Source organism: Streptomyces sp. PH10-H1 (assembly GCF_030063355.1).
Taxonomy (GTDB): Bacteria; Actinomycetota; Actinomycetes; order Streptomycetales; family Streptomycetaceae; genus Actinacidiphila.
Genome location: NZ_JASISZ010000123.1, coordinates 1 through 14,443, shown reverse-complemented (window position 1 = coordinate 14,443; position 14,443 = coordinate 1). Strand labels below are relative to the sequence as shown.

At 68.0% G+C, this 14,443-nt stretch carries 17 protein-coding genes and 7 pseudogenes; 10 read left to right on the top strand and 14 right to left on the bottom strand.

From position 1 onward, the window contains the following. Positions 1-358 precede the first annotated feature (358 nt). Positions 359-592: pseudogene (locus QMK24_RS38830) on the bottom strand (DNA helicase); the annotation flags it as partial. On the opposite strand from QMK24_RS38830, the gene QMK24_RS38825 reads away from it, so the two are divergent. The 4 genes and pseudogenes from QMK24_RS38825 to QMK24_RS38810 all read left to right on the top strand — a co-directional run bounded on the left by QMK24_RS38825 (position 591) and on the right by QMK24_RS38810 (position 3,639). Next, complete coding sequence (locus QMK24_RS38825) at positions 591-1,379, top strand: methyltransferase domain-containing protein (RefSeq protein ID WP_283471607.1); 789 nt, start codon at positions 591-593, stop codon at positions 1,377-1,379. The pseudogene QMK24_RS38830 and the gene QMK24_RS38825 overlap by 2 nt on opposite strands. Beyond that, positions 1,279-2,562 (top strand): annotated as a pseudogene (locus tag QMK24_RS38820) (alpha/beta fold hydrolase). Before QMK24_RS38825 ends, QMK24_RS38820 begins: the two are co-directional and overlap by 101 nt. A 57-nt stretch (positions 2,563-2,619) precedes the next feature. Further along, positions 2,620-3,252, top strand: a complete 633-nt coding sequence (locus tag QMK24_RS38815) for a DUF6875 domain-containing protein (protein WP_283471606.1) — start codon at positions 2,620-2,622, stop codon at positions 3,250-3,252. A gap of 6 nt (positions 3,253-3,258) precedes the next feature. After that, a complete protein-coding gene (locus tag QMK24_RS38810) occupies positions 3,259-3,639 on the top strand; it encodes a hypothetical protein (protein WP_283471608.1) in 381 nt (126 codons plus the stop codon). Between the two features lie 32 nt (positions 3,640-3,671). Here QMK24_RS38810 and QMK24_RS38805 read toward each other — a convergent pair. Beyond that, a pseudogene (locus tag QMK24_RS38805) lies at positions 3,672-3,794 on the bottom strand (DUF5372 family protein); the annotation flags it as partial. Positions 3,795-3,835: 41 nt separating this feature from the next. Here QMK24_RS38805 and QMK24_RS38800 point away from each other — a divergent pair. Next, positions 3,836-4,036: pseudogene (locus QMK24_RS38800) on the top strand (integrase core domain-containing protein); the annotation flags it as partial. A 48-nt stretch (positions 4,037-4,084) separates the two neighbouring features. On the opposite strand, the gene QMK24_RS38795 reads toward QMK24_RS38800, so the two are convergent. Continuing rightward, entirely contained in the window at positions 4,085-4,675 is a 591-nt protein-coding gene (locus tag QMK24_RS38795; protein ID WP_283471605.1) for a TetR/AcrR family transcriptional regulator, read from the bottom strand. Between the two features lie 76 nt (positions 4,676-4,751). Between QMK24_RS38795 and QMK24_RS38790 the strand changes: the two genes are divergently transcribed. Both QMK24_RS38790 and QMK24_RS38785 read left to right on the top strand, forming a co-directional pair. Continuing rightward, on the top strand, positions 4,752-5,078 hold the full coding sequence (locus tag QMK24_RS38790) for a rhodanese-like domain-containing protein (protein ID WP_283471604.1): 327 nt from the start codon (positions 4,752-4,754) through the stop codon (positions 5,076-5,078). A gap of 125 nt (positions 5,079-5,203) precedes the next feature. Then, positions 5,204-5,362 (top strand): annotated as a pseudogene (locus QMK24_RS38785) (IS5/IS1182 family transposase); the annotation flags it as partial. A gap of 11 nt (positions 5,363-5,373) precedes the next feature. Here the strand turns inward: QMK24_RS38785 and QMK24_RS38780 are convergent. The 6 genes and pseudogenes from QMK24_RS38780 to QMK24_RS38755 form a co-directional block, all read right to left on the bottom strand. Then, positions 5,374-5,478, bottom strand: a pseudogene (locus QMK24_RS38780) (glycosyltransferase); the annotation flags it as partial. Positions 5,479-5,602: 124 nt separating this feature from the next. Further along, positions 5,603-5,971, bottom strand: a complete 369-nt coding sequence (locus QMK24_RS38775) for a permease-like cell division protein FtsX (protein ID WP_283471603.1) — start codon at positions 5,969-5,971, stop codon at positions 5,603-5,605. A 395-nt stretch (positions 5,972-6,366) separates the two neighbouring features. Then, positions 6,367-6,819 carry a hypothetical protein gene (locus QMK24_RS38770; protein ID WP_283471602.1) on the bottom strand — a complete coding sequence of 151 codons (453 nt, stop codon included), beginning with the start codon at positions 6,817-6,819 and terminating at the stop codon, positions 6,367-6,369. Between the two features lie 50 nt (positions 6,820-6,869). Further along, positions 6,870-7,277, bottom strand: coding sequence for a cupredoxin domain-containing protein (locus QMK24_RS38765; RefSeq protein WP_283471601.1), 408 nt, complete (start codon positions 7,275-7,277; stop codon positions 6,870-6,872). Positions 7,278-7,440: 163 nt separating this feature from the next. Continuing rightward, complete coding sequence (locus QMK24_RS38760; protein ID WP_283471600.1) at positions 7,441-8,250, bottom strand: ferritin-like domain-containing protein; 810 nt, start codon at positions 8,248-8,250, stop codon at positions 7,441-7,443. Next, positions 8,247-9,032 (bottom strand): ferritin-like domain-containing protein, encoded by a 786-nt coding sequence (locus QMK24_RS38755; protein WP_283471599.1) that lies wholly within the window; start codon positions 9,030-9,032, stop codon positions 8,247-8,249. Before QMK24_RS38755 ends, QMK24_RS38760 begins: the two co-directional genes overlap by 4 nt. Before the next feature lie 269 nt (positions 9,033-9,301). Here QMK24_RS38755 and QMK24_RS38750 point away from each other — a divergent pair, with 269 nt between their 5' ends. Continuing rightward, the gene (locus QMK24_RS38750; RefSeq protein WP_283471598.1) at positions 9,302-9,433 is read left to right on the top strand and encodes a hypothetical protein; all 132 of its coding nucleotides are present in this window, start codon (positions 9,302-9,304) and stop codon (positions 9,431-9,433) included. A 27-nt stretch (positions 9,434-9,460) separates the two neighbouring features. Further along, positions 9,461-9,592, top strand: a complete 132-nt coding sequence (locus QMK24_RS38745) for a hypothetical protein (RefSeq protein WP_283471597.1) — start codon at positions 9,461-9,463, stop codon at positions 9,590-9,592. Positions 9,593-9,783: 191 nt separating this feature from the next. On the opposite strand, the gene QMK24_RS38740 is transcribed toward QMK24_RS38745, so the two are convergent. The 3 genes from QMK24_RS38740 to QMK24_RS38730 all read right to left on the bottom strand — a co-directional run bounded on the left by QMK24_RS38740 (position 9,784) and on the right by QMK24_RS38730 (position 11,787). Next, entirely contained in the window at positions 9,784-10,122 is a 339-nt protein-coding gene (locus tag QMK24_RS38740; protein WP_283471596.1) for a hypothetical protein, read from the bottom strand. A 169-nt stretch (positions 10,123-10,291) separates the two neighbouring features. Continuing rightward, on the bottom strand, positions 10,292-11,251 hold the full coding sequence (locus QMK24_RS38735) for a magnesium transporter CorA family protein (protein ID WP_283471595.1): 960 nt from the start codon (positions 11,249-11,251) through the stop codon (positions 10,292-10,294). Positions 11,252-11,460: 209 nt separating this feature from the next. After that, the gene (locus QMK24_RS38730) at positions 11,461-11,787 is read right to left on the bottom strand and encodes a helix-turn-helix domain-containing protein (RefSeq protein ID WP_283471594.1); all 327 of its coding nucleotides are present in this window, start codon (positions 11,785-11,787) and stop codon (positions 11,461-11,463) included. Positions 11,788-12,681: 894 nt separating this feature from the next. Here QMK24_RS38730 and QMK24_RS38725 point away from each other — a divergent pair. Beyond that, positions 12,682-13,097 (top strand): annotated as a pseudogene (locus tag QMK24_RS38725) (ATP-binding protein). A 39-nt stretch (positions 13,098-13,136) separates the two neighbouring features. On the opposite strand, the gene QMK24_RS38720 reads toward QMK24_RS38725, so the two are convergent. After that, entirely contained in the window at positions 13,137-13,571 is a 435-nt protein-coding gene (locus QMK24_RS38720) for a DUF2267 domain-containing protein (RefSeq protein ID WP_502962708.1), read from the bottom strand. Between the two features lie 103 nt (positions 13,572-13,674). After that, complete coding sequence (locus tag QMK24_RS38715) at positions 13,675-14,070, bottom strand: DUF2267 domain-containing protein (RefSeq protein ID WP_283471592.1); 396 nt, start codon at positions 14,068-14,070, stop codon at positions 13,675-13,677. Positions 14,071-14,443: the final 373 nt, after the last annotated feature.

Here is a 14,443-nt window from a genome sequence, read left to right as displayed (position 1 = left end):
GTGTCGTAACCGCGTCACTACCAAGGGGCCCGTTCTTTCATGCCCGCAGCCGTACCCGTACCTCCGTACAGATGGTCACCCGTGCCGTACGCCTCGAACGAGATCCGGTTTGCCACAACGCACTAAGTGACCGGGGGGCCGGGCCGCCCCCCGGGGACCACCGTGATGGTGGCTGCCAACGACCTCCAGCAGCGCCTGGCGGGCCTGCCTGCGCCGCACGTCCAACATCCGCCCGGCGTCGGCTGCCTACTCCGGTTGTGCCTGCCTCACCAGGCTACCGAGTTCCCTGCTCCCGGTGGGCTTGAAACAGTTTCTGGGCGTGGTCGGGCGTCGTGGACGGCCATCATGGCCGCCCTGGTCAACACGACCCCAGTGCTGGGTTTCCGTCGGGGTGATGGTGGATCCAGGACAGGCCGCCAAGGTCGAGGCGATCGCGGGTCCGGGTGACAGCTACATAGGCGAGGCGTGCTTCCGCATCGGCGATCCGGACGTTGGCCCATTCGCGGCCCTTGGCCTTATGAGCCGTGGAGATGGTGACCTGTGCGCGGTGCTCTGGTGTCAGTTGGTCGACTGCAGTCAGGATGGCGCTGGTGCGCATCCGGACGCTCAAGCCCGGCAAGGTTCTGGAGATCGGTGTCGGTACCGGCCTGCTCCTGTCGAAACTGGCGCCAGGAGCTCTGTTCATCGGCGATATCCGCAACTCGCGTCTACTGCGCACGTTCACCACCGCTGTGCAGGCCGCCCGCGCCGACGACGCCGATACAGTCGCCGTCCGCCGCGCCGTCGAACAGAGCCTCATCCTCGGAAAAGAACTCCTCGCCCACCACATCCCCGACATCGCCGGCACGGACGTCCAACTCAAACGCGGCACCGCACACAACGAACTGACCCGCTACCGCTACGACGCCATCCTCTACAAGGCCGGCATCACCCCCCGCACCCTCACCCACATCCCCATCCCCATCCCCATCCAACCGTGGGACCAGAACATCGACGCCCTCGCCGACCAGTTGCGCGGCGAACGGCCCGACCAGCTTCGCGTGACCGACGTCCCCAATACACGCATCGCGAACGACCTGGCCGTACAGCACGCGTTGGAGGCCGGCACACGGCCGGCGGCTCCGCAATCGGCACACGTCGACCTGGAGGCTTTCCACCACCTCGGTGACGAACTGGGCTACTGGACCGCTGTCACGTGGAGCAGCCACGATGCCGGCGCCGTCGATGTCACCTTCGTCAAAGCCCGGCTGCTGGGCGAGGCCACCCCCGTCGGTACCTATACCCGCGCGGAGTGTCGACGCCGACACACCCCTGTCCACCTGGGTCGTCAACCCCGCCACCACCCGCGGCACCGCGGCCCTCCTCACCGCACTCCGTGAGCACATCCGACAGCACCTCCCCGACTACATGCAGCCCGCCGCCATCGTCCCGCTGGATCGCCTGCCGCTGACCGCCAACGGCAAGCTCGACCGAGCCGCCCTACTGGCGCTCGATCCCGAACGCGCCGATGTCGGGCGTGCTCCCAGTACCCCGCAGGAGCAGGTCGTCTGCGAACTGTTCGCGGAGACCCTCGGCCGCGGCGTGGTCGGCGTCGACGAGGACTTCTTCGAGTTGGGCGGACACTCCCTGCTGGCGACGCGGCTGATCGCACGACTGCGCGGCGCGTTCGGTGTCGAGCTGGGACTGCGAACCCTGTTCGAGGCACCCACCCCGGGGAAGATCGCGACCCGGCTGGATGTGGACGGCCCGGACGGCTCCTACGAAGTGGTGCTTCCGCTGCGCACCCGGGGCAGTCGGCCGCCGTTGTTCTGCATCCACCCCGGGGGCGGCATCAGCTGGTCCTACAGCGCTCTGATCAAGCACATCGACCCGGAGTACCCGCTCTACGGCATACAGGCGCGCAGCCTGGCCCGCCCGGAGCCCCGGCCGGAGAGCGTCGAGGAGATGGCGGTGGACTACGCCGACCAGATCCAGACGGTGCAGCCGCACGGTCCTTACCACCTTGCCGGATGATCGTTCGGCGGTCTGTGTGCCCACGCGGTGGCGGCGGAGTTCCAGCGGCGCGGTGAGCGGGTGGCGCTGGTCGCGGTGCTCGACGTCATCCCGAATTGGCAGGGACTGACGCACGCCGACGTGCCCGCACCCGATGACCGGGTGATGCTCCTGTACCACGTGGGCCTGGTCGACGACGGCAGCCATCGGGACAGCGACGAGAAGATGACCTTCGCCAGGGCACGGGAGATCCTGCGCCGCCAGGGAAGCGTGCTGGCCAATCTGGAGGAGGACCGGCTCGCGACGATCACCGAGATCTCAGCGAACAACACCCACCTGACCGTCGATTACCAGCCTGGTCCGATCGATGGTGACCTGGTGCTGATCGCCTGCTCGGAGCAGCAGGACCCTCCCGTCAGCGCCGAGGCCTGGCAGCCTCACGTCCGCGGCTCCGTCGAGGCCCATGTGGTGTCGGGTGAGCATGGAACCATGCTCACCCGACCGGGCACGCTGGCCCAGATCGGTCAGATCCTGTCGGCCAAGCTCCACGATGTCGCCGGTGACGAGTGACGCCCGCCCGCCGCACGTGACGTTCCTTCCACTCACCGTCTGCGAGGACTGATATCGATGTTGACCAACGTGCTCTCTGTCGACCTGGACAGGGTGTTGAAGGACGTTGAAGGCTGGCTGAGCGACTACATCCGCCAACCTCACAGCGAACTCGGCCGATCCGGTCCGGTGTGCCCGTTCGTCGCGCCGGCCCAGGACGCCGACGCGCTGGAGATCAGGGTCAGGTTGGTCGGGCTGACCCCGAGCCAGGCGCTCATCGACGAGATCGTGCGCTGCGGCCTCGACGAGTTCAGCGAGGTCGACTGGAAGGGCGGCAACCCGAATCTGCGCTCCCTTCTGCTGGTCCTGCCGGACCTGCCGCCCGAGCATCTGCACCTGCTGGACGCCGCGCACTCCGCCTTGAAGCCCGAGAGTGTGCGCCGCGGGCTGATGCTCGGACAGTTCCACGAGAACTGCCGTGAGAAGGCGGCCCGAAACCCGGCGTTCGAGGTCAGTTGGGCTCCGGTGCCGATGGTGGCGATCCGCTCGATGGCTATTCACGACGTACTGTTTCTGGGCCAACGGAGGGATTGGTTCGAGGAGTATGCGCGGCGTTTCGGGGCCCGCCACCGGAATTCGGCGCACGGCGTCGACCCGCTGTTGACCGAGGTCTACGAGCGCGCCTGCGCCGCCCATGGTCAGAGGGGCTGAGCGGACGTGCGACGCATCGCGGCGGACGGGGTGGGGACGATGTCCGGCACCGGGGTGTACCGGGGGATGAGCCAGGCCACCCTGGACCGGCAGTACTCTCCGAGTTCCCGGGTGGACAGTCTGCGGGCCTATCTGGAGGAGTACCGGCGAATGAGCGCGGCTGCCCGCCGCGACCATCCGGCGCTCACCGGTCTCGCGTACGGGCCGCACCCGGCCGAGACGCTCGACTACTTTCCCGGCACGGGTACGGGCGCGGGCCGCCCGCCGCTGCTGGTGTTCGTGCACGGCGGCAATTGGCAGGCGCTCGGCCGGGCCGAATCAGCTTTCCCCGCCCCGCCGCTGCTCTCTGGCATGCTCTGGTCCCCATCACCTTTCGGATCCAGGTGAGCCATCAGGCCCAGGAATATCCACGCCGTCGGCGCAGACAGCACCTCTCCCGCCTCGTCGCGGAAGTACACGCGGTCCTCGCCCCAGTTCTTACGCCGCAGGACGAACTCGTATGCCTGGCCATGCCACGGATGGAACGGGTGCGTGACCGTCACAAGTCGCTCCGCACCATGCGGATCACCAGCATTTGACGGCTCGGGCCAACGGGAAGGTCGAACGCTTCAACCGCACCCTCCTCGACGAATGGGCCTACGCACAGCCCTACCGCAACGAGACTGAACGACGCGACGCCTACCCCGCCTGGCTCCACACCTACAATCACCACCGCGGACACACCGCGCTCAAGGGCCAACCACCCGCCAGCCGCGTCCCCAACCTCACGGGTCAGTACACCTAGAGCTCGCGCGGATAGGCGCGGGTCCATGGGGGCAGTCTGAGCATCGGCTCATTGGCTGGGGGGTTGCATCGCTGAGTGGGTGAGGCGGAGGAGGCCGGCACGTATCCGCTTTTCGCCCAGCTCTGGCAGGAGCGCGGTTACGTGTTCGGCTGACAAGGCGGCGAGCAGGGCGTGGGCGGCGTGTTCGGGGTCGGGCGTGGCGCCGAGCAGGATCGCCATGTGGCGGTGCCAGAACCGGTAGGCCCCGATCCGGTAGCGGGCGCCGGGTGCCGTGGTCTCCGACATCCGGACCAGATCCAGGTGCTCCAGCAGATAGTCCAAGTAGGCGTCGACGAACGCGGTAAGCCGTTCGTCGGGCGCTGCCCCCGGCCCGAGCGGTGGCGGCCCGTGCAGGAGCGCCTCCTGCAGCACGCGCTCCCGGGCGTCCAGGAGGGCAGTGGCCAGCCCGGACTTGTCGCCGAACCGGCGGAACAGAGTGCCCTTGCCGACGCCGGCGGCTGCGGCCACCTGGTCCATGGACACCGCCTCCACACCCTGTTCGGCGAACAGCCGGGCGGCGGCTTCCAGTACCGCGGCACGGTTGCGTGCCGCGTCCACCCGCTCCTTGGGGGGAGGCGTGCGCAGCAGTTCCACTGGCATTGCAGAAACGGACTGCGGTCCGTTATTGTCATGAGCCACAACCGGACTATAGTCCGAATCTCCTGGAGGTAGTGGCATGACCGCACTCATCACCCGCGACGAGCTCAAGGCGGCGATCCACGCGGGCACCGTGACCATCGTCGACGCACTGGGCGGCGAGTACTACGCCAAGCAGCACCTGCCCGGCGCCCTCGCGCTGGTCCTGGCCGACACCGACACCCAGTCGCCCACCCTGCTCCCCGACCGCAACGCCGCGATCGTCACCTACTGCTCCAACCCGGCGTGCCCCAACAGCGGACAGGTCGCCGACCGGCTCACCGCTCTCGGCTACACCAACGTCCGCAAGTACCGCGAGGGCATCCAGGACTGGGCGGACGCCGGCCTCCCCACCGAATCCGCCTGACCTCCATCCGGGGGAAGAGCAGCGCGAGGAGCCTTGCCCTTCCCCCGGCAGCCGCACATCCCTCTGCATCCCGACGGGCCGAGATGGCTCGTTCGCCAGTCAAGCAAACGAGCTCGCGCAGACAGCAGAACGCCTTCCACCGCCTGGCCTGCTGCTACGAACGCCGCGCCACGGTGATCGACGCCTTCTTCGACCTCGCGGACACGATCATCACCATCAGCAGCCTCATCCGACAATCCTGGACCACCCACGGCTGGGACAACCGCCCCACCCGACGCCCATGAGACCCACCGGGATGCGGCACGAGCAACGCCACGCGGCCGGTCGCCGTGAGTTCGGCCACCGTCCCGGCGCCGCTGCGACCAACCACCACTTCCGCGGCGGCCGGCAGGTCACCCATCTTCGCGGGGTGCGGCTCGTTTGGAGGGACAGGTTGATCAGACGGTGAAGGTTCGGCTGAGGCTGTGCCGTGTTGCCATGGCCTCCCACTTCACGTAACCGAGCCCCTCGTCGGCGTACCCCTCTCATGTCGGCATCGAGGTCTTGACCTCCTGCACGCCCGGCCTGTCGGCACATGAGGAACGCACCGCCCGGTCGGCCGCGGCGTCACGTGTCCGAACAAGGAAGTACGCGGACGGCATGTCGGGACGAATACCGGGCGGAAGGGACTGCGTCGATCCCGTCGACTGCTGCCGTGACACGTACTCGAACGAAAAGACCCCGACCGTGACCTCGATATCACGTCGGATCTCCTGCTCCTGCTCCGCGGTAACGCCATCCGTGAGGAAGACCGCAACCAGCCTCTGCAAACGTGCTGTTGAGGAGGCCGTGGACTTCGGGTACGCCTTCGAACCCCCCGACGAGGGAACAAACAGCACGGCCAAGATGGCCACGGCGATCACTACGAGCCCGCCGCACACCGCGAGAGCGATGGCCAGCGCCCTTTTCGGGCGCCTGGGTGGCGGCGCCACTGGGATGCCAGGTGGGTAGGCCGGAGGCGGAGGCGGAAGCGGAAGCCGAGGCTGCGACGGTATCCCCATACCCAGCGACTATAGAGCTTCACCGACTCCCGATGCCCGGCTCGTCGATCAACGGGTCTGTCACCCCACTGAGTTCCTTCCGAGACCGAAGGAGCCCTCCCTCGGGGCTCGCAGCGTTCTGGCTCAACAGGTCCCTACGGGCGAGCTACACCCATCTCCGCGTCGCCCACGTACTCCCGCACCGCATAGCGCCCGCGAAGGCGGCGACCGATGGCGTAGGTGTCGCCAAGGCCTCGAGTTCCTGGCCGTCACTCGGGGGTGAGGGTCGGAGCGGGTTTCGCACGGAAACGGTGAGTGAGCAGGAGCACGGTAGTGGCGACCATGGCGATGAATTGGGCGGCGACACTGAGCTTCTTGTCGTCCGACCAGATGGGTTCGTACATGTCGGGAAGCGGTCCGAGCGCACCGATATCGACGTAGCGATACAGGATGAGTGCGGCGAGGCCGCCCGCGGCGACGAGCCAGGCGAAGGCGTCGGCGAGCGAGCGGCGCCAGATGAGGACGAGCAGGGCGGCCAGTGCGGCCAGGCCCGCTTCGACACGGAACAAGGTGCCCTGACTGATGGTCGCACTGACTGCGTCGTACTGGTCGGCGAGTTTGGCGTGGACGTAGGCGTCGACGGCCAGGCCTGCTGCGGCAGCGATCCGGCACGCGCCGCGCAGTGTGCGGCGGACACTGCGCGGCGTGGTGACAGTCGTCATGGCTGGTTCCTCATTCGTCAGATCCCTGGGCTGAGCGCGCTGGGGGTGCCTCAGCGAACGGTGAGCTTGCCCTTCATGTACTGGTGGATGTTGCAGATGTAGTCGTAGGTCCCGGCGGTCGCGGGGGCTTTGAAGGTCGCGGTCTTGCCGCCGGCGATGGTGCCGGTGTCGAAGGCTGTGGATCCGGTGGCCGTGGCGGTGTGCGGGGTCTGGTCCTCGTTTTTGACTGTGACGACGGTGCCCGGCGCGACGGTCAGCGAGGCCGGGCTGAACAGGAAGTCCTTGATGACGATCTGTGCCGCCCCGCCCGCGGGCTTGGAAGTAGCTGCGCTGGTGGAAAGCGTGGCGGAAGGCGTTCCGCCGCTAGAACTGGAGCAGGCCGTGAGCGCCAATAGCGCGCAAGCGGCGCCAGTGACGACCAGTCGTGTCCGGCGGGGGTGTACTCGGGTCGCGATCATGCGCAGGCCCAGCCTTTCGAGAGGAGCGGGACGATGCGGGGGGTGAAGAGGCCAGCAGCCTCATCCAGACAGGGCTGGCTCTGGATGAGGCTGCTGCGGGGTGGACGGGTGCCTCGGGTTCTGGTGCCTGGTGGATGGAGGATGAAGGCACCCGTTGGGGGCGTTAGACCGTCAGGAGGGTGGTGCTGGCGGCCTTGTCGACGGGCAGGAAGTCGTCCGGAACCGGGTACTGGCCCAGCACGAAGTTCAGGATCGCGGCGTGCATGGCCTCGACGGGGGCGATCGTTGCTGCGGTGCTGATCCCGGCGGGGCTGGTGACGTTGTAGGTCGCGAACAGGTAGGTCTGTGCGGCCTGGTCCTCCAGCTGGAGGGCGAGTTTGGCGACGGCCCCGACATCGGTGGCCTTGCCAAGGGCGGCAGTGACGTCGGCCTGGTTGGACAGCGGCACGCCGGTGATGGCGGGCTTGCCCGCACCGGTCAATACCGCGTTCCACGCCCTGGCGTGGTCGGCGTGCTGAGCCATCGCGGTAGTGACGAAGGTCGCCACCGCAGGGGGCACCGTGCCGAGCTTGCCGGCTGCGGCCGCGGCCAGAGTCGCCTTGTAGGCGCCCACCGCCTGGTTCTCCAGTGCCGTGGCCAGTGCGACGACCTTGAGATCGCCGGTGTACTGGCCACTGCCGGAGGCCGCCCCGGTGGTCGACGGTGAGGCGGAGGAGCTGGACTTCTTGTCGCTACTGCTGGAGCAGGCAGCGAGGGTGAGGGCCGCCGCGACACCGCCGGCGCCCAGCAGAAAGCGGCGCCGTCCCAGGTCGGGGCGTTGGTCCTGGTGGGAGCGGAATTCTTCGGCCAGGTCCACGGCGCTGGCCCGCATCGCAGGCAGCGTCTCGCGGTGGGCTTCATCCATGTCCCGGGTCAGGCGGGTGAGCTGCTGCTCGCTGATCTGCAGTTCCCAGCCGTCGTGAGCAGTGGTCACTTCACGGCTCCTTCGGAGATCGGCGAGGCACTCTTGGTCAGGTAGAAGGCGTCGGGGAATCCGATGCTGCCGGCAGCGGCGGGCAGTTTGGCGACCTCCGTGGGGATGGCGATGAGGTCGGGCAGGTTCCCCTTCAAAAGGGCCTGCACGGCCAGCAGCGTCGCCCGATGCTGGGCCTCGACCGGGGCGACCGAGGCGAAGAGCTTGCGCAGTTGCGCGTCGCTGACCTGGCCGACGTTCTTGGTGTAGGTCTGGGCGGCGACGTCTTCCAGCGTGATCGCCAGGGCGACCACGTCGGCCGGCCCCTTGATGGTGGGCAGCGCCTCCTTGACCACGGCCGCGTACTTGGGGTCCGGGCCGGTCTGGGCTTTCCCGCCCGCCTGGGTGGCGGCAGCGTTGAACGCTTTCGCGTGTGCCTGGTGCTGGGTGGTGGTCTTGGCGATGAACGCCGCGACCGTCTTGTTTCCGTCCTTGATGAATGGCAGGCCCGCAGCGGTCTGGTAGACGCTGATGGCCAGGTTCTCCAGTGACGCCGCGGTCTGCAGCGCCATGATGTCGTCCGCGGTGGTGGCTGTGGCCCGGGCGGAGCTCAGCAGCGCTGCTGCCCCCGCCACGCCCGCGACCGCTCCCCCGCGCTGCCACCAGCGCCGCGACCGGGGCGTGGTGGCCTCGGTGAAGTCGCCCAGTGCGCTGCTGGTGATCCGCAGCGCGTCGCTGTTCAGATCCTGTGACTGCTCGGCAAGTTCTTCCAGCAGCCGGGTGTCGATGCGCTCTACGCCCATCACGCCCCATCTCTCATGGCACCCGCTCCGTCGCGGGTACTCCACTTCATCTTCGGCGCCACGAAGCGACCGGATTGCTCCCACCACCGGCGAGACGGCCCAATTCACCCGTAAGGGTGGACGCGCCATCTCCCAAAGGATGGGTTCCCTACAGAACTCCGTGCAGAAGAAGGAGATCCGTCACCACGAGACAACCCCCAGCGCCCGGGAACCTGGCATGATCACGCCCCGACAGGTACGTCGGGTTCAAAATCCAGGGAGGGGCCGCTGTGCATACGGGTCTGCTGGTGCTGCTCGGTGCGCTCACAGCACTGGAATACATCTGCGGCATCGCCTCCCTCACCACCGGCCGCATATGGGCACCCTGGGCCCGACACCGCGTCCTGCGGCCCCAACCCTGAGGGTGGGCACAACTCTGCGGAGCCGCCGTGCTCACCATCTACGCCCTGCACTACGGACGAGGACTGAACTTCCCGCCGATGGTCGTTCTCGCCGTCTCCCTGCTCCTCCTGGTCACCGCCACCGTGCTGAACCACTTCGCCCTCAAGGCTCCCCAATGAGGCCCCAGCAGAAGGAAATCCCCACCGACGAAGACCGCCGCGAAGACGATTCAGGCACCCGCGAAAACCGACCGGGTGGAGCGGGAAGGCGCGGACCGGCCGGTCCGGCGAGGACGAGGCGGGCAACGCCTGCCGGGACGTAGTTTCCGGCTACACAGTGCAGGCTCCGCAGCAGCAGGTCGACGTGACACTTACAGATCGCCCGGTGCGTTACGCATCCGGCGCAGCGCGCCGCGTAGCCCGCGGTTGCTCCAGGCCCGATCGAGGCGGCACGGCCCACAGTAGGTGTCGTCTTCGGGTGGGACGCGGAGGTCGGTCTCCCTGTCCACCGGCGTGTCCACGGGCCGCTGGCAGTCCGGCGTCGCGCACTGCGGGACGTTCGGCGCTTCCTCTTCGTCTTCCTCGGCCATCCACGGCTGCAGCTCAGCCCGCTCTGCTGCCCGCTCGGCTTCCTGGCGGGCCGCGGCTGCCGCGCGGCGCTGCTGCTCGCGCTGCCAGTAGGCCGCCTGGGTGCGGGTGTCGGTGAGCACCTTCAGCAGCGGCGCTCGTACCCGCCGCGTTCCTGCGCGACGCTCGGGATCGCCTTCAGCCGCCGCTCAGCGGCACCGCCTGAACCCACCCATCGGCGCCCCGGCGCGACCGCGGGTCGCCGCCGTCGGCGTGATGGAGGGCGGTAGAAGGCCGGGGCCGACGAGGAGCTCAGATCCAGTCTTTGCGTTTGAAGCTGATGTAGAGCACGGCGGACAGAAGGAGAATCGCGGCGGTGGATTCGTAGAAGCCGTTTTCGGTGCTAAATCCCGGGTACGGAACGTTTTGTCCGTAGAAGCCAGTGACGGCGGTGGGGACCGCGATGATCGCTGCCCAGCTGGTCACCTTCTTCATGATCATGTTCATGCGGTTGCTCTGGACTGTGAGGTTGGTTTCCATGATCGAGGTGACCATGTCGCGCAGCGACTCGGTCCATTCCGTAGCCCGCAGGACGTGGTCGTAGATGTCCTGGTAGTAGGGCGTCAGGGGCTCGGTCACGATGTGGAGGTCGCGGCGGAGCAGGCTGTTGACGACTTCCCGCATGGGCAGCACGACTCTGCGCAGGCGCACCAGGCTCTTGCGCAGTTCGAAGGAGTTGCGCTGGACGGCCTGGATCTGGCCTTTTCCGTCCTCGAAGAGGAGGTCCTCGACGGCTTCGATGCGATCGTCGAGTTCCTGGACTGCGGCGAAGTGCCCATCGACGATGTAGTCCAGCAGGCCATGGAGCAGGAATCCGACGCCGTGCTTGGCCAGGTCGGGGCTTCCGTCCCAGCGTGCGACGACCTGGTCAATATCGAAACGATCGTCCTTGCGGATCGTAATCAGCGCTGTGCGGGTGATGAATACCGCGACCTCGCTGGTGTTCAGCGGGCCGCCGCCGGGCTCCATGCTGATGGCGTATGCGCTCAGGAAGGAGTGGGTGGCGTAGCGGTCGAGTTTGGGACGCTGGTGTTCGTGCAGGGCATCCTCGACGGCCAGTTCATGGAGACCGAACTCCTCGCTGATCATCGCGAAGTCTTGGGGCGTGGGATCGCACAGGTCCAGCCACACCGCCGCATCTGCGTCGCACACATACTCAGATATGTCCTCAACGGGAAAGTCTTCCAGCACCAGAGTGCCACTGCGGTACAACCGGGTTCGAGCCATGGTGCTCAGACTAGCCACGGCTCAGCAGCGGTCCTGCCTCGGATGCGGCTCTCAACACCGCCGGACTCAAGTGGAGTCCGAACACATCTCCCGACGGGGTCGGCTGACTGACCTACAAGTGGTGTCGGCCGTGACCTACAAAGCCAAAGTTCAGTGTGGGCCTGCTTGACCGCTTCCGGGTACGCCTGGGCAGCCTACGGATTCGCTGATGGGGCGGTGCGGTGGTGTTCGGCGTTGATGCGCTGGGCTTCTTCGAGCTGGTCTTCGAGAATGACGATGCGGCAGGCGGCCTCGATGGGAGTGCCCTGGTCGACGAGCTCGCGGGCGCGGGCGGCGATGCGCAGCTGGTAGCGGGAGTAGCGGCGGTGGCCGCCGGTGGAGCGCAGTGGGGTGATGAGGCGGGCGTCTCCGATGGCGCGGAGGAAGCCCTGGGTGGTGCCGAGCATCTCGGCGGCCCGGCCCATGGTGTAGGCGGGGTAGTCGTCGTCATCGAGACGACCGTAGGAATCGTCTGCTGTCATCGCACCTCTTCGTGAAACGCGTGGAGGGGCCCTGGTGCCGTGCGGCACCAGGGCCCCGAAGGAACTGCTACACCATCTGCCGGCCCTGATGCTGCGCCGGCGTTCTGTTTTCGCAGACCCGACCCACACGGCGTCGGGGGTGCGGGGATCGCTGATGCGTGACCGGAGACCACCTGCCTATCGATGTCCTGCGGTACCCGGACTTCAGTACGTGCGTCCGGGCGATCCTGATGGCGCGGGGCTCCTCCGTTCTTCCCTCTGAATCCGTCACTTACCAAACGGGGGAACTGCTCACTGCCGGTACTGCGAACCGCTGGTGGCCTTGAACAGCGCCACCCTTCGGCAGCCAGCCCCGTCGCCCGTCCTGCAACCGCTCTGGCTTAGAACCCCACTGCCGAACCTCCCGATACGCGCGCCCGCAGCTGACGCCTTTACCGAGGAACCACTGAAAACCGCACTGCTGGTACTGCTCATGGCGGCCCCTGATCACTGCGGGCCACCCGGTCCGGCCGTCAGTCCCGTCGCCGTCCTGCAACCGCCCTGGCTTCGAAACTCCACCACCGCACCGTCCTGCGCACTGCAACTGCTTGTACTGCGGGTACTGCTGCCTGGCAGTTCGTCTCTGCCGGGCCCTTCTCGATCTCGGCTACGAGAGAAACCATAACCACACCACCACCCAATGTCTACTCCAGACCGCATAGATTTTCGCGTGTACGACGGTGCGGTAGTCGGCCTCGAACAGACCAGGGCACGCGGTGGCCGCGGCCGGGCCGCCCTCGCTCACGGCCACACCCGTGACCGACGCGGGCATGGGCGGTTAACGGGCCCGGGTGCGGGCACAAGATGCCGCAGAGAGCTGACAGGGCACGGATGAACAAGAGACCGGGTGACCTGATGGACCCGGTGAGCGTCAACACCGCAGCCGACCGTTCCGCGAGCGCCGTCGCCGACGCACGCGGTGCTACCCGGGCCTTCCTGGAGGTCCTCGGGCGGCCGGGGATCGCCACCGAAGCCGCCGACACCGTCGTCCTGGTGGTCTCCGAGCTCGTCACCAATGCCCTGCGCCACGGCGGGGGAACCTTCACGCTTCGCCTGGCCGCCCGCCCCTGCACCATCGAGGTGGCCGTCGGCGACGCCAGCTCGCAGGCGCCGCGTTGCCCCCCGACCTGCACGGAGGGACGGGAGGTTCCGGCTGGCCCATGGTCAACCGCCTCGCCCGCGCTACCGCGGTGACCCGAGGGACGGACGGCGGGGACGGTAAGCCCTTTCTCGCCCGGTGGCGCCACGACGGTGCCGCCGGATTCGCGTAACTCGGTCCTGGGTCATGTCGCGTGGACGGCGGTATGCCCTTATGCGGCCTGTGTGAGCTCGGCGCGGCCGAACAGGAGCGCGTAGCCGGTGGGGAGCCGGTCCAGGATCCGGGTGATCAGGTCGGAGCCGGCCAGGGCGGTGACAGCGGCCAGGACGGCGCCGGTGTCCCAGCCGGTGGTGGCGGGAGTGGCGCCGGCGCGGTCGGCGAGGTCCTGGACGAAGGCCCAGCCGGTCAGGGGCTGGTTGTCGGGGACCTGGGCGGCGAGGACGGAGGCGGCCTCGAAAGGCAATCGGGCGGCGAGCTCGACGCGTTCGTCGCCGGTCAGCTGGCGGCCGAGTCCCGAAAGGACCAGGCGGACGGCTTCCTCGGCCCGCTCCCGGGTGGGGTAGACGCCTTCGTAGCGGACTTTCTCCAGCATCTGCTCGAACGTCATCACGGGCGGCTGCTGGAGCGGTGCACGCAGGTCGGACATCACTGCGGTGGCTGCCTTTCTGTATCCGAGGCGCCGGTGCCCGGCGGGTGCGGGCGCCGGCGGGTGCGGGCGCCGGCGGGTGCGGGCGCCGGCGGGTGGGTGGTCAAGTGGACCGGGGGCGGCCGAAGAGGAGGTCGTAGCCCGCGGGGAGCTGGAGCAGGACCTGTTTCAGCAGGTCCTCGCCGGTCGCGTCGGCGACGGTGCTCAGGACGGCGCTGACGTCCCAGGTCGCGGTGGTCTCGGTGGCTCCCTCGATCCAGGCCGCTGCCGCCCGCACGAACCGCTCCGGTGGGAGTGGTTCGGCGCTCTGCAGCGGGTTGAGGAGGATCAGGGCGAAGCCTTCCGGCAGACGCGCCGCCAGCTGGGCGCGCACCTCGCCGACCAGGTGTGCGCCGAGCAGGGCGAGCACCACGCGGGCCGCGCGTTCCGCCTCCTGACGGCTCCCGTACTCGCCGCGTTCCTTCACTCGGTCGAGGAACGCTTCCCATCGCAAGGTCATATCGGCCGCCACTGCGTCCAGGTACCGGAGCCGGTCAGCTGCTGGCCGAGACAGTCCAGCTCGCGGAAGGGGTCAGTACCTGCCAATGCGCTGCACGGGAACCGTTGCAACATGTCATCCAATGGATGACAAACATGGTGTCGTCCAAAGGCTGACACTTCTCGGCATGCCACGCCCGCACGAACGCGACCCGCACACACCGCGGCACGGTCTACGGAGAACCCCATCCGCCCTGAACCCGGCGCCCCCGGGGCCACCGCGGCCCCGGCTCGCGACCCCCCGCGCAGGAGGATCGGCCCCAGGACGGGGTGTGCCGCCCGCCCCCAGGGACCAGGTACCGGCGGGTCAGGCGGAGGTGAGGAGGTGCGTGCGC

Excerpts from the sequence above, each read along its gene's own strand:
- QMK24_RS38770 (WP_283471602.1), bottom strand. The coding sequence starts at position 6,819 with ATGACGACTGTCACCACGCCGCGCAGTGTCCGCCGCACACTGCGCGGC.
- QMK24_RS38815 (WP_283471606.1), top strand. The coding sequence starts at position 2,620 with ATGTTGACCAACGTGCTCTCTGTCGACCTGGACAGGGTGTTGAAGGAC.
- QMK24_RS38720 (WP_502962708.1), bottom strand. The coding sequence starts at position 13,571 with ATGTCCGACCTGCGTGCACCGCTCCAGCAGCCGCCCGTGATGACGTTC.
- QMK24_RS38755 (WP_283471599.1), bottom strand. The coding sequence starts at position 9,032 with ATGGGCGTAGAGCGCATCGACACCCGGCTGCTGGAAGAACTTGCCGAG.
- QMK24_RS38730 (WP_283471594.1), bottom strand. The coding sequence starts at position 11,787 with ATGACAGCAGACGATTCCTACGGTCGTCTCGATGACGACGACTACCCC.
- QMK24_RS38715 (WP_283471592.1), bottom strand. The coding sequence starts at position 14,070 with ATGACCTTGCGATGGGAAGCGTTCCTCGACCGAGTGAAGGAACGCGGC.
- QMK24_RS38765 (WP_283471601.1), bottom strand. The coding sequence starts at position 7,277 with ATGATCGCGACCCGAGTACACCCCCGCCGGACACGACTGGTCGTCACT.
- QMK24_RS38795 (WP_283471605.1), bottom strand. The coding sequence starts at position 4,675 with ATGCCAGTGGAACTGCTGCGCACGCCTCCCCCCAAGGAGCGGGTGGAC.
- QMK24_RS38790 (WP_283471604.1), top strand. The coding sequence starts at position 4,752 with ATGACCGCACTCATCACCCGCGACGAGCTCAAGGCGGCGATCCACGCG.